General features: G+C 63.9%; 12 protein-coding genes. 4 read left to right on the forward strand and 8 right to left on the reverse strand.

Translation table 11 applies throughout. The features are described from left to right. Positions 1-312: 312 nt before the first annotated feature. Together DEIPE_RS14415 and DEIPE_RS14420 are read right to left on the reverse strand one after the other, a co-directional pair. On the reverse strand, positions 313-672 hold the full coding sequence (locus DEIPE_RS14415; RefSeq protein ID WP_015236709.1) for an HU family DNA-binding protein: 360 nt from the start codon (positions 670-672) through the stop codon (positions 313-315). Between the two features lie 192 nt (positions 673-864). Then, positions 865-1,560, reverse strand: coding sequence for a HesA/MoeB/ThiF family protein (locus DEIPE_RS14420; RefSeq protein WP_015236710.1), 696 nt, complete (start codon positions 1,558-1,560; stop codon positions 865-867). Between the two features lie 751 nt (positions 1,561-2,311). On the opposite strand from DEIPE_RS14420, the gene DEIPE_RS14425 reads away from it, so the two are divergent. The 4 genes from DEIPE_RS14425 (at position 2,312) to DEIPE_RS14440 (ending at position 7,732) form a co-directional block, all read left to right on the forward strand. Beyond that, entirely contained in the window at positions 2,312-2,941 is a 630-nt protein-coding gene (locus DEIPE_RS14425; protein WP_015236711.1) for a hypothetical protein, read from the forward strand. Positions 2,942-3,176: 235 nt separating this feature from the next. Next, the gene (locus DEIPE_RS14430; RefSeq protein ID WP_015236712.1) at positions 3,177-3,728 is read left to right on the forward strand and encodes a glycerol-3-phosphate acyltransferase; all 552 of its coding nucleotides are present in this window, start codon (positions 3,177-3,179) and stop codon (positions 3,726-3,728) included. 8 nt (positions 3,729-3,736) lie between these two features. Further along, positions 3,737-5,902: a hypothetical protein gene (locus DEIPE_RS14435; protein WP_052326711.1), complete on the forward strand. Its 2,166-nt coding sequence runs from the start codon at positions 3,737-3,739 to the stop codon at positions 5,900-5,902. A 69-nt stretch (positions 5,903-5,971) separates the two neighbouring features. After that, entirely contained in the window at positions 5,972-7,732 is a 1,761-nt protein-coding gene (locus DEIPE_RS14440) for a stalk domain-containing protein (protein WP_015236714.1), read from the forward strand. 41 nt (positions 7,733-7,773) lie between these two features. On the opposite strand, the gene DEIPE_RS14445 is transcribed toward DEIPE_RS14440, so the two are convergent. The 6 genes from DEIPE_RS14445 to DEIPE_RS14470 form a co-directional block, all read right to left on the reverse strand. Beyond that, positions 7,774-8,619, reverse strand: a complete 846-nt coding sequence (locus DEIPE_RS14445; RefSeq protein WP_015236715.1) for a 4-(cytidine 5'-diphospho)-2-C-methyl-D-erythritol kinase — start codon at positions 8,617-8,619, stop codon at positions 7,774-7,776. Then, positions 8,616-9,308, reverse strand: a complete 693-nt coding sequence (gene ispD, locus DEIPE_RS14450; RefSeq protein ID WP_015236716.1) for a 2-C-methyl-D-erythritol 4-phosphate cytidylyltransferase — start codon at positions 9,306-9,308, stop codon at positions 8,616-8,618. Before ispD ends, DEIPE_RS14445 begins: the two co-directional genes overlap by 4 nt. After that, positions 9,305-9,880 carry a UbiX family flavin prenyltransferase gene (locus DEIPE_RS14455; protein WP_041231588.1) on the reverse strand — a complete coding sequence of 192 codons (576 nt, stop codon included), beginning with the start codon at positions 9,878-9,880 and terminating at the stop codon, positions 9,305-9,307. The genes ispD and DEIPE_RS14455 overlap by 4 nt, the downstream gene beginning before the upstream one ends. A gap of 174 nt (positions 9,881-10,054) precedes the next feature. Beyond that, the gene (locus tag DEIPE_RS14460) at positions 10,055-10,840 is read right to left on the reverse strand and encodes a hypothetical protein (protein WP_245557540.1); all 786 of its coding nucleotides are present in this window, start codon (positions 10,838-10,840) and stop codon (positions 10,055-10,057) included. 17 nt (positions 10,841-10,857) lie between these two features. Next, positions 10,858-11,757: an ABC transporter ATP-binding protein gene (locus DEIPE_RS14465; RefSeq protein WP_015236719.1), complete on the reverse strand. Its 900-nt coding sequence runs from the start codon at positions 11,755-11,757 to the stop codon at positions 10,858-10,860. Continuing rightward, positions 11,754-12,164: a GntR family transcriptional regulator gene (locus DEIPE_RS14470; protein ID WP_015236720.1), complete on the reverse strand. Its 411-nt coding sequence runs from the start codon at positions 12,162-12,164 to the stop codon at positions 11,754-11,756. The genes DEIPE_RS14465 and DEIPE_RS14470 overlap by 4 nt, the downstream gene beginning before the upstream one ends. Positions 12,165-12,434 lie beyond the last annotated feature (270 nt).

The raw sequence follows: 12,434 nt of genomic DNA on the forward strand, positions 1-12,434 counted from the left end.
GCTGCACGCACACGCGCTTGTGCCGTACGGTACAGTGAGGCAGAGTCTTCACAAAGGATAAATGCAGGCAGGTCCGAAGTGCCCGGGTGTCCTCCGGTGCGGTGCACTTCGAATGCGAAGGCGTCGTCGACCGAATCCTGCCGTGAGGGCGGGTGGCTCTGGGTCGCCGGTCGTTTCATGAGCCACCCGGCCCCAGCCCTGCCCGTCCGTCGCTCTCCGCCCCTGCAATCTCGCAGATCTCTCGTAGATCAGGTCATGAGCTGAAAATTGAAAAGGGCGCCCTGAACCGAGGGCGCCCCTGGGAAATGCTCCTTATTCGCTGACGCCAAGTGACGACTTCAGGGTACTCGCTGCCTTGAAGCGGATTTTCTTGCCGGCAGGAATGGTGATGCGCTCGCTGGTCCCCGGGCGCACGCCCTGACGTTCGGCGGTGCTGGTGACGCTGAAGGTGCCCAGACCAGGCAGGCCAACGCTCTTGCCGCTTCGGAGGGCGTCCACGACTACGTCCAGCATCACGGCAACGGCTTCACCGGCCTGTTTTTTGTTCAGGCTGGTCTGTCCCGAAACTGTCTCGACCAGTTGCGTCTTGGCGATTTTCTCGCTGCCTCGACGAACGGGCTTGGCCGGTGCTTTGCTGCTGGCGGCTTTCTTTGCTCCACGCTTCTGTGTCATGACAACTCCTCTGAAGCATTCATTTTGAGCGTGTTGGTTGCTCATGTGAATGGTAACATAACTTTGCGTGCCAAACGACAAATTACGATCTTCAGGCAAAAAACGGTGAGGTCCGTGAGTTTTAGTGGCGCGTTCAATGACAGCTGTATGGGTTGGCGTGGTCCGGCTCGGCTGCGGTGTACCCCAGAGGATTCAGCGCAAGGCGATGGTGCGGACCCGCCCCGTCAAGGCATCGTACGTCCACAATTTACCGAGCAGGACCTCGCCCTGTCCGGACAGCAGCTTGATGACCTCGACGGCCATTGCGGACGCCACCACCCCGAGCAGGGGCCCCAGGACCCCGACGGTATCGCAGTCGTCTCCTCCTGGTTCGGGAAAGACCGAGCGCAAGGTCAGATCGCCCGAAAAGACGCTGAGCATGCCTTCGAAGCCGCCTGCCGCGCCCCAGACGCTGGGCACGCCGGCGGCGGCGCAGGCATCTGAAACGAGGTAGCGGGTCGTGAAGTTGTCGCTGGCATCCACGACCACATCGTGCGCGCGCACCAGACCGGGAGCGTTTGTGGCATTCAATGCGCCGAGCGTGCGCAACTGCACCGACGGATTGAGCGCCTGCAGGCGTGCGGCGGCCACCTCCGTCTTCAGGCGGCCCACGTCAGGCGCCGTAAAGAGCGGTTGGCGCTGCAGATTGGAGAGGCTGACCCGGTCGCCGTCACAGAGGGTCAGTTGCCCCACGCCTGCACCGACCAGATAGGTCGAGAGCGGCGAACCCAGACCCCCTACACCCACCATCAGCACCCGTGCCGAGCGCAGGGTGGTCATACTGTCCGCGAAGCCGGGCAGCATCAGCTGGCGCGAATAGCGCTCGATGTCCTCACGGGCCAGGGTCATGCCTTCAGCCTACAGCGTGATTGCAAAGGAGAAGGAAAGGAGGACCTGCTGCTTCTTGCCCGCTCCAGGCCCTGCCCACCAACAGGTGTGGTGATGAAGCGCTCCCCAAAGCCCGTGATCAGCTACTGTCCCTTCTGAATGGCCTGCTGGGCAGATGGCAGATAATGACGCTTCGTGGCTGGCCGCGCCGTCCTAAACTTTGGTCCTTCAGTGCGCGTTCTCACCACCTGAATCGTGTGTAACGACGGGAATGGATGAAGTGAGTTTTTTCAACTTGAATTCAGATATGGGAACAATCATCCGCGTTTCTGAGAGCCGAACTTGAGGTAAACAATAAGGCTTGGAGTTTGCGGGTCCTGGTCGTTGATCGAAGCCTCGCGCTTCACACGCCACTGGTCTCATAAGGTACCCATTCTTCTTATGCAATGATTGATTTATGCTCATGGCATCGGTCAAATACAATTCAAGTCACTTTATTTCCTGATAGGTGAGATGAACTTCTGAGTTTCGGTTAAAGTAGAAGTTGGCGCAAAAGCACTTAAAAGCGTATTATTACAATCTATCTTGAGATGGTCGCGATTCCCGTACAACCGAAGCATTACAGGAGGTGGGCGGATATTCAATACCAGTATACAGGCGCTCCGCGCTGCGTAAATGTTGAAAATAGCGTCAAATGTACAGAGACATCGTACTTTGAGTAGTAAGACCGTAACGGGCCAATCTCGAATCACTCTCGACAGGAGAAAATAAAATGAAGCGATTTTCTGCACTTTTGATCAGCGGTGCCCTCACCCTCGCAGCCTGTGGGCAGATGGCCGATACTCAACTTCCCTCCAACAACCCTCCTGGTCAGGGCGGCACCGCTCCTGGCCAGAACCCCGGCAATAACAACACCGGCAGCGTGAGCCTCGACCTGAACGCCGAAGCAATGGCGGACATCAAGGTCACGGCCAGGAACGCCACCACCGGTCAGATGTACCAGGATGTCTCCAAGCTGCCCGCCGGCACCTACGTGCTGGTCTTCACGAACATCAAGACCAACGTGACCGTGGAAGTCCGCGTGGACGTCCAGATCAACAAGACGGTGACCGTGCAGGTGCCCGAAAAAGTCAAGGGTGATGGACAGCAGACCAACACGGGCAGTCTGAAGATCGACCTCAGCGCCGAACTGCAGAAGTTCATCAACGTGACCGTCAAGAATGTCAACACCGGCACCGAGATCGCGAAGGAGAATTACAACAACCTGCCGATCGGAACGTACGTCGTGATCTTCAAGAACATCCAGACGAACATCACTGCGCAGGTGAACGTTGAAGTGAAGGCGAACACGACCGTCAATGTTCAGGTGCCCAGCAACGTCATGCCTGTCTCCCTGCAGTGACGGATGATTGACCGGGAAGCCACAACAGCGCCGACGGGACGCTACCCCCAAATACAGTGACTTTCCCGGATCAAGGCGCGGATGACCGAACGGTCATCCGCGCCTTTCCTACGTCTGTGGAGTGGTTGGGATGAGCTTTTCAAACACGCCGGAAGCTGCTGGTGACCGACAAGTGCGGAAGCGTACCCGCAGAAACGGGCCTGCGGCCCGGCGCGAAGGCCGATAGAATGCCTGCATGCCCGTTCTCGTGGCCCTGATCGCCTATCTGCTCGGTTCACTGATATTCGGGGTGATCTATTCTCGCGCGCGTGGCCATGATGTCCGGGCACACGACGCGCCCGGAGCCAGCGGTATTTACCGGCAGTACGGTATTTTCGCCGCACTGCTGGTGTTCGTGCTTGACATTCTCAAGGGCAGTCTGGCCGTGCTGGCCGCTCAGCTGTTGGCGCCCGACTGGACCTGGCTGGCCGTGGGAGCGGTCATCATCGGGCATAATTACCCTGTGTTCTTCGGTTTCAATGGTGGTGCGGGCATTGCGCCCCTGATCGGCGCGCTGGCCGTCAGCAGCCCGGTGGTGCTGTTGGTGGTGCTGGGCGTGGGTCTGCTGTTCATTCCGCTTTACCGGCGACTGTGGCAGACGCGCCTGAAGCTGGCTGCCGTCCCGGCCGCGTCCCTGCTGGCCGTACCGCTCGGTTTGCTCTTTGCGGCGCGCACGGGAGAGCTGCCCGAACTGCTGGCCGGTGCTGTCGCGATGGCCGTGCGTTCCGTGCAGTTGCTTCGGCAATGAGCAGGCCGGTGCTTTTGCGTTTTGCGCTCGCCTGTCTCCTCGGCTGGGCTGGTATGGGTGGTCCGGCCAGCGCCCAGGTCACCCTGGAAGAAAGTGCACGAACCCTGAGTGCCCAGGATAACGGCAGACTGCGCTGGTCGCGCACCTTCGAGGCTTCGGCCGGTTCTCTGGTCGGGCCGGTGACCGTGGGTGCCCGCACCTGGCTGGCCGTGGGACCGCAACTGTATGCGTATGGCGAACAAGGGCAGGTCGAAGCACGCATCGACTTGCCCAGCGACGCTGCCGCTCTCGACGAAAGCGGCGGTGAGCTGCGAGTCACCGTGCGCTACGGTGCGGTGCTGGAAGCTTTTTCGGTTGAGGGAGACGTTTTGCGTGAACGGGTGGTGTTTCCACCTCTGGAAAGCACCACCCGTTGGCTGGAACGCACCGCCCGTCGGCAAGTGGGTTTCGACCACGTCAGCCCTGCGGATGCGCGCGCCGCCCTGGAGGCTTTGCAGGCGCAAGTGCAGCGTGACCCGACGAATCCGTTCGCACAGGCGTTTCTGGCCACGGCCGCCCTGAAGACCCGCCAGGGCGATGTGGCCGCGCGCGCGACCGAAAGTGCCCTGATGCAAAACGTCCCGTTTTTTGTGAGCGTGCGTCTGGCCCAGTACTTCGACTCGGCCGGTCTGCCGGACGCAGCCGACCGCGCCTTGCAAAATGCCCGGCAAAGTTGGGCCGCCCTGGGTTACGATCCGGCCTTGCCCGTGTCACGATCCGCCCTGAAAGCTTACGGTAACCCGCTGGGTTACCTCGAATTGCTGCTCGGCAGTGGCAAGCTTTTGCGTGCTGAAGCCTGGCTGCGCTTCATGCGTGATATTTCACCTCGGTTCGAGGGATACCGCGATGTGTACGGCCGTTACGTCGGACTGCTCGAATCGCAGAATCGGCTGGGCGAAGCGTACGAATGGCGCGCCTTCACCCGTGAACTGTCGCGCGGCAGCCTGTACGGCCTGGGGCCTGACGCTCTGCTGGCCGTGCGTGACGTGTCCCGCTGGGCCACCTTCATGCTGCTGCTTGTTCTGGCGGCCACGGCCCTGGCGCTGGGAGCGCGCGCCTGGCCCCTGCAGGGCCGTGACCTGGCGCCGCTGGGTGGACGACTGCACGCCTGGCGGCGCCACCCCCTTTCGCGGCTGCGGCGCATTCTGCTGTCCTACTGGGGATTTGGGGAGAAACTCGCCTTTGTGGCGCTGCTGGGTGCTTTGCTGGTGTCGCTGTGTGCCTGGGCCTGGTCGGCGCGTACCTACACCCGCGCCAACGCTCCGGCCCTGAATTTTGGCACTTACGGTGGTGCGTGGTTTTATGACGGCCTGGAGCAGCTGGGGCTGGAAGTCGGCGCGCCGGACGCCCGGCTGGTCCGTGGTCTGGGTGCACAACTCGACGGTGACAACGCCACAGCCCGCGGGCAGTACGGCGTGAGCAGCGATCCCTGTGTGCTCAACAACCTGGGGGTACTGCTGGAAGCCGGTGGAGACGAGATTGGTGCCCGTGAACGTTACCGTGCGGCGCTGGCCCGCAATCCCAACCTGAGCGCCCCGGCCTACAACCTGCAGCTTGGCCCCAATACCTTCGAAGCGAACTTTCAGCGGGTCTACCGCAGCACCCCACGCCTGTGCTACCCCACAGACCGGCACGTATACCGCGCGGTTGACGGCGCGCTGAGCGGCGAACTCAGGCAGATCGTCCAGAATCCCTGGGTTTACCTGGTGCGCTTTCCCAGCGGTCTGCCACGACCCCTGCAGTGGCTGTGGGTGAGCGCGCTGCTGTTCACGCTGGGCCTCGCGATACTGTGGCTGTTCGTACCCCGGCCGCCGGGTGTACGCGCCGCGCCACGCCCGTGGCGCTTCCGTCTGCTGTGCGTGGTGTTTCCGGGGGTGGCGTTTCTGGACGTCGCCTGGGGACTGGTGCTGCAGCTGATCTGGGGAGCGGCCGTGGTCGGGGGCGTGGCAGTGCTGGGCGGCTGGCGTTTTCCGTACCTGCTGGATCTAAGTGTCGGTGGAGCGTCCACCGTCATTGGTGTGACGCTCGCCCTGTGCTACGCCATCAATGTGGCGCTGCTGTTGCTCGACGAACTGCGGCTGGCAGGCGAGCGCCGCCGGGCGAAATCGACTGCGGGCGTGGCTCGGCCAAGCTGAACACCTCGGCGCGGTTCGCCTGATAGAGGTTTTTGTGTAAGTCCCCCGTCAGAAGAGCGCCGATATACTGTGCCGGTGCATCTTCCCTTTCGTTTTCCCCTATCTTTTCTTCATGTCCGTGCCGCTGCCCCGACATTGCTGACCGCGTTGCTGCTCGCCCTGGGCAACGCCCTCGCCCTGGTGGGTTCGGTGCAACTGGTCGCCGCCGTCGATCAGAGTGCCGCTTACCTGAACGGCAGCGCCACGTCGCTGCAGATGCCCCCCCGGATCGTGAAGGGCCGCACCATGCTGGCACTGCGTGAAAGTGCTGCCCTGCTTGAGGTGCCGGTGGACGCGCAGGGCAGCCACGTGCGTTTCGGTCGTGCTGCTATCGATACCCGGTCGGGTCAAGCGTGGCTGAACGGCACGCCGCAGGCAGCGGACAGCGTCGCCACACTCAACGCCCAGACGTACGTCAGTGCGCGCCTGCTCGCCGACGCGTTGGGTGCCAACATCAGCTTTTCTGAAGATGGCCGCACGCTGACCCTCACGGCGCTGAGAGGCCGCAACGACAATCCCCTGGCACCGCAAGCGCGCTTCTCGACGGACAAGAACGTGTACGCGCCCGGCGAGCGGGTGGTGTACACCGAGTACGCCTTTGACCCGGACGGCGCCGACATCACTGCCCGCAAGTGGACCGGGCGGCAGGAAGCGTTCTTCCAGGCAGGGACCTACACCGTGTCCCTGCAAGTGCAGAACAGTCGTGGCGTGCAGAGTGCGCCGTTTTCGCGCACCATCCAGGTCGTCGGAGCACCACAGGACAACCCGCTGAGCTTTGCACTGAAGTATGGCGAACCCGGTGACACGTTTGCCGACTCGGGCATCCTGAGTTACCCGGCCCTGGCACCGTACGGGGTGCCTTCGCAGAACTTCCCGCTGCTGTTCAGTGACTCTCCCGAAGCGCCGACCCAGAGCGGGCTGCTGTATCAGGACACCGTGGTCGGACGCGCACGCCTGCTCGCATACCACCTCAACGCCCTGCGCGGCCCGGCCCGCCTGTACGTGATGGCCCGCAACCTGGAAGCCACTCCGGTCGACGTGCGTTCCCTGCGACTGGGCGAAACCGCGCCGACCCGCATCGAAGGCACCCTTGGCCAGGTAACGCTGATGGAGTACTTCGCCTCCACCGGAGGCGGGCAACTGACACTGCAGAATGGGCAGTACACCGCCCTGTACGTCTCGCCGGTGCTTCATCCGGGGAGTGGCGTGAACCTGCTGCAGGACATCGATACGAGTGGACGCGTCGAGGTGAGCTTTCTGATGATCGAAGATGGCCTGCCTCCCACAGCCGAGGCGATCCAGCAGTTGCCCACCCTGCCAAGTGACGGCAAGCACCAGCGGGGCACGTTCCCAGGGGCGGTGCGCAAGCTGCGCGTGACGCTGGACGCCCTGCCCGCACGGCTGGTGATCGGTGACGGCAACTTCGATCCGGTGCTGGTGGGAGTGGACGCCCTGACCGGCACCCCGCAGCGACTGGCGGGCAACTATGGCGTGCTGTACGATCTGGAGGTGCTGGGTACCACCGGCGTCGCCGTCGCGCTCTCGCCCCGTGGCGGGCTTTACCGGGGCGCAATGCAGCTCGTGGACGGCGCACTGCAGCAGGCCATCAAGCTGCCACGTAGCGGCGTGCTGACCAAGCCGGACCAGCCGGCGCTGCTGTGGCGGGCGACGACCGACAAGATCGATATCAATTTCATACCGTCGAGCGGCTCGAACCTGCCAATCTCCTTCGTGTTCTACCGCACCGGCGTTCCTGGCGTAATTGAGGCGCGCAAAACCTACCGTCCTTGAAGTGTGCCCCAAAGAGGTGGCCTCCGGGGCTGCCTCCTTCGTTACTCGCTGAGCGTGCGGGCCGGGCGGACCCACCAGGCCGGGTTTGCTTCGCTCAGACGCCGGGCCGCGTCTGCCGCCTGTTCGGGTGAACTGGCCAGCGCGAAGCAGGTCGCCCCCGAGCCGCTCATCAGCGGACTGTGCAGCCCGACTTCCGACAGGGCCGCGAGCGCGCGCGCGATTTCGGGGTGACGCGCGATGACGGCAGGCTGCAGCGCATTGAGCCACGGCACCTCACGCTCCTCGTGCAGGGCCGCGAGGACGGCTGGCAGGTCCAGCGCGGGCGTAAAGCCGTGCGTTTCGTCCAGCCAGCGGTAGGCGTCGGCGGCGCTGACCGCCACCCCGGGATTGGCCAGCACAAGGTGCACCGGTTGGAACCGAATGGGGGAGAGCCGTTCCCCGACACCTTGCGCGATTGCCGCGCCCTCACGCAAGAAAAACGGCACGTCGGCGCCAAGAGAGAGGGCCAGCCGCGCCAGACCGCCCGGTGTCCGCGACACCTCCGACGGATACAGCCGGGCAAGCCCCAGCAGGGTACTCGCCGCGTCCGACGATCCCCCGCCCAGACCGGAGGCGACCGGCAGCAGCTTTTTGAGCACGATACGCGCGCCTTCCCACACTCCGGCGGCGTCAAGGTACGCGCGGGCGGCGCGGTACACCAGGTTGCCGTTGCCCTCGGGTAGCTGCGCGCCCTGCACCACCAGCGACAGGTGTCCGGCCGGAGCAATCTCCAGCTCGTCGCCCACCGAGAGGGGCACCATCACGGAGTGCAACTCGTGATACCCGTCCGGGCGGACCGACAGGACGCTGAGGCCGAAGTTTACCTTGGCAGGCGCGAAGAGGATCACGTGCGTGCCTCCCCGTCCCAGGTGCCTGCGAAGGCGCGTGCGAGCGCCAGGTCACCTGGCGTGGTCACCTTGAAGAGGCGCGCGTCTCCCGGCACGAGCCGCACCTCGCCGCCCGCGCGCACGATCAGGCCCGCGTCGTCGGTGGCGCTCCAGCCTTCCCGGAGGGCGCGCTCGTGGGCAGCCAGCAGCAGTTCGCGCGAAAACACCTGCGGGGTCTGCACCGCCCAGGTGTTTTCGCGGTCCACCAGGGCGGCCCAGCGGCCCCCGTGGGCGCGCACCAGCGTGTCGGCGCAGGGCAGGGCCGCCGTGGCCGCGCCGGTTTCGTGCACGGCCTCCAGCAGCCCCTCGACTAGCGCGGCCCCCAGAAAGGGTCTGGCGGCGTCGTGCACCAGCACCACCTCGGCCTCCGTCGCGCGCAGCAAATTCAGCACGCTCTCCTGCCGCGAAGACCCGCCCAGGACCGTGCGCGCGTTCAGGGGAGGCAGCGCCCGCTCCATTCCAGGCGCCAGCGCGACGAGCACCTCGTCCACGTGAGGAGAGAGTGCCCGCACCGCCCGCTCCAGCAGGGTCAGGCCGCCTACCTCCACCAGCGCCTTGGGACCCAGGCCCAGCCGCTCACCCGAGCCCGCCGCCGGAATGAGCGCGGCGCGGCGGCCCGATTGGCCCGATTGCAGGCAGGCGCCGCTCACGCTTCACCCCAGCGCTGCATGCGTCCTGTGTCCAGGCCGAACTGGTCGAGCACGCGCGCAGTTACGAAGCCCAGCATGTCCGCCACGCTCTCGGGCGCGTGGTAAAAGCCCGGACTGGCCGTCATGATGGTCGCCCCGGCGTCGAAGGCGCGCAGCATGTTCTCCAGCATGGGCCGGGGCAGGGGATCCTCGCGCAGCACCAGCACCAGTCGGCGTCTCTCCTTGAGCGTGACGTGCGCGGCGCGTGATACCAGATTGTCGCCCAGACCCAGCGCGACCTTGGCGAGGGTGCTGGCGCTGCACGGCACGATCACCATGCCGTCGGTGCGGAAGCTTCCGCTCGCGACGCTCGCGCCCAGGTCACGGTCGGAATGCACCACCTGCGCAAAACGCTCCAGGTCCGTGACCTTGCCGGGCTGCTCTTCCAGGGTGCTCCGTTCGGCGCTGATCACGCGGGCCGCTCCCGCCGTCACGATCAGGTGTGTTTCGATGTTCAGCTCCTGCAGGGCCCTCAGCAGGTCCTGGGCATAAGGAATGCCGCTGCCCCCCGTGACGCCGATGATGATCCTCACGAAGGACAAGGTACAGGGATGAAGAGCCCGCGAACAGGGCAGGCGCGGAAAGGGTGCCGGGAATGCCAATCTAAGTCTCTCCCGGTGATGTTTTAAAGGTGGGTATAGGCGTTTGAGGTTGTGCGAAAAAAGTGTGGGGCAGCCTCAAGACGCCCCACACTGAATAAAGTCCTTTTAACTGGTTGTTGGTGTGTTCCATGCCTCGTGCGTCCGCTTGCTCCAGATCAGGAACGCGCCGACCAACACGATCACCGCCAGCAACGCTGAAACGCTCAGTTTCATGGGCATCTCGGCCGTGAGCAGGATGCGCTGCGGCTCGTTCGCGGTGATGAACGCCAGCCACGAAGTCGCGCCCTTGCGCACCAAGTCAACACTCAAATACGTGTAGAAGTGCGTGGTCGCCCAGAATCCACCCGCGCCTTCACCTGACGGGCGCAGCAGGTAATCCGCCAGCACGGGCGTGAGCGCCACCAGACTCGCACTCGCCATCGGGAGGCGGCTGGAAAGCAGGGTCGCGAGGCCGAACACAAAGCACGCTTCAAGGAACACCATCACGCTGTCCAGCCCCAGGTACCACCACACCTCGCTTCGCTCCATCCAACTCGCCGGCGTCGGCATGACCACGCCCTGCGCGACCATCGCGACGAGGACCAGGCCACCCAGGAGCGCGACCCCGAACCCCAAGCGGCCAAGCACAACGCCGGTTCTCGACAGCGGCTGAAGATTCAGGAATGCGGCGTTCTCACGCGCCGTCGCGCCAAGCCACGCGGCGAACATGATCAAGGCGAATTCCAGCATGCCCCAGTGCAACGCCGAGAAGAACGGGACGCGGGCACCGCGGAGGTCACGCTCGCGATCAGCCAGCCCGTACATGCCACTGAACGGCGAGGCGTAAAGCGCGTAGAGCACGGCGGACAGCAGGGTCAGCAGGAGAACGCCCGCCCAGATGGTGCGTCGCATTGACCATTCGAACCAGATCACGCGGACGCTCCCATCACGTCGGCGTACAGGCGTTCCAGCGGCCTTGGGTGCACCCTCAAATCGAGCGGGCGGGCGGCCATCAGCACCTCAACGACCTCATCCACGTTTCCGGCCGCGTGAACCTCGAGCACCGTACCGCTCATGTGCACGTCGCGGGGCGCACGGTGCGCTGCCAGCCACGCGGTGATGGTGGACGGGATCATGTCCTGGTACACCGCCTGAATCGTCTTGTGCCGGTCCCTCAGGGTGTCCATGGCGTCCTCGAGCACGACCCGCCCACCCTGCATGAATCCGACGTGGTCGGCAATGCCTTCGACTTCAGCGAGCACATGAGACGTCAACAGGACGGTCCCGCCGTCCGCGGCGAACTCCGCGAGGCGGGACAGCAGCACTTGACGGTGACTGGGATCCAGGCCGTTGGTTGGCTCGTCCAGAATCAGGACGCGCGGCTGGCAGGCGAACGCGTACGCGAGCGCCAGACCGATGCGCTGGCCGGTGGACAGGTGACGGGCCGACCGACCGAATGGCACCTCAAAGAGTTCGACCGTCGTGCGGGCGATGCTGGCGTCCCACTGCCGGTGAAATCGCGCACCGACCCGGAAGTGCGCTTCCGCGTCAAGCGCGGGAAGGAGGGCGCCGCCGGTGGGAACCAGGGTCACTTGCTGCTTCACTTGACGCTGGTGTTTGGAAGGGTTGAGCCCGAGAATGTTGATTTGCCCGCCCTGCAGTGGCTCGTTCCCGATGAGGGCCCGCAGTAGGGTGGTCTTTCCGGTGCCGTTCGGGCCCAGCAGCGCGTAGATGCTGCCCTGCGTCACTCGCATCGAGCAGTTCTTCAGGATCGCGGTGCCCTGTTTGCGGAGGTGGACCGCTTGCGCTTCGAGAAGAGTGGGCATCATGATGAAACCTCCTTGAATGCGGATTCCAATTCGTGCAGTTCCTGGTGCATGGCGGTGGTGGAGACTCCGGCGTGGAGGAGCCGGGTGGCGGCAAGCCGGAATTCCCGGAGTAACTCGTCGTGCTGGTGTGGTGGCGCGTGAGAGCGGGCGGTGATGGTGGTGCCGGCGCCCGCGCGGCTCTCGATCATGCCGGCGTCTTGAAGTGCGGCGTAGGCGCGGACGATGGTGTTGGGTGCGATGCGGAGTCGTGAAGCGAAGTTTCGTACGGGCGGGAGCGTGTCGCCCGGCTGGAGTTGCCCAAGGTCGATGGCTCTTTTGAGTGCTTCGGCGAGCTGGAGGTATAGGGGGACGCCGCTGTGAAGGTCGATTTTGATGAGCGTGTCGAGCGTCTCCAAAGTTTGTCGCATCCTATTGAGACAATACAACAAATCCGATTTGGTTGCGTCAATGCTCGTGGTGACGTTGGATGAGATGCTTGTGTGCAGGCTCGTTCGCCTTGAACACTGTTGCACCTGATTGAAGTGCCTCAAGCCCGGCCGGTATTTGCAGTACGACCTGGATGGTCAAAGATCTCAATCGGCTCGTGGGCTTGAGGGGATGTGACACACCAAGCTTCCCATGGCTCGGCTCAATACACAAACATCTCAGTAAAGCTTGACCCGACCGGAGGGAGCAGG

It is taken from the genome of Deinococcus peraridilitoris DSM 19664 (assembly GCF_000317835.1).
Lineage (GTDB): Bacteria > Deinococcota > Deinococci > Deinococcales > Deinococcaceae > Deinococcus_A > Deinococcus_A peraridilitoris.

What these genes read in the sequence shown, in the direction of transcription:
- DEIPE_RS14465 (WP_015236719.1), bottom strand. Translation starts at nt 11,757, where the DNA reads ATGATGCCCACTCTTCTCGAAGCGCAAGCGGTCCACCTCCGCAAACAG.
- DEIPE_RS14415 (WP_015236709.1), bottom strand. Translation starts at nt 672, where the DNA reads ATGACACAGAAGCGTGGAGCAAAGAAAGCCGCCAGCAGCAAAGCACCG.
- DEIPE_RS14460 (WP_245557540.1), bottom strand. Translation starts at nt 10,840, where the DNA reads ATGCGACGCACCATCTGGGCGGGCGTTCTCCTGCTGACCCTGCTGTCC.
- DEIPE_RS14430 (WP_015236712.1), top strand. Translation starts at nt 3,177, where the DNA reads ATGCCCGTTCTCGTGGCCCTGATCGCCTATCTGCTCGGTTCACTGATA.
- DEIPE_RS14420 (WP_015236710.1), bottom strand. Translation starts at nt 1,560, where the DNA reads ATGACCCTGGCCCGTGAGGACATCGAGCGCTATTCGCGCCAGCTGATG.
- DEIPE_RS14425 (WP_015236711.1), top strand. Translation starts at nt 2,312, where the DNA reads ATGAAGCGATTTTCTGCACTTTTGATCAGCGGTGCCCTCACCCTCGCA.
- DEIPE_RS14470 (WP_015236720.1), bottom strand. Translation starts at nt 12,164, where the DNA reads ATGCGACAAACTTTGGAGACGCTCGACACGCTCATCAAAATCGACCTT.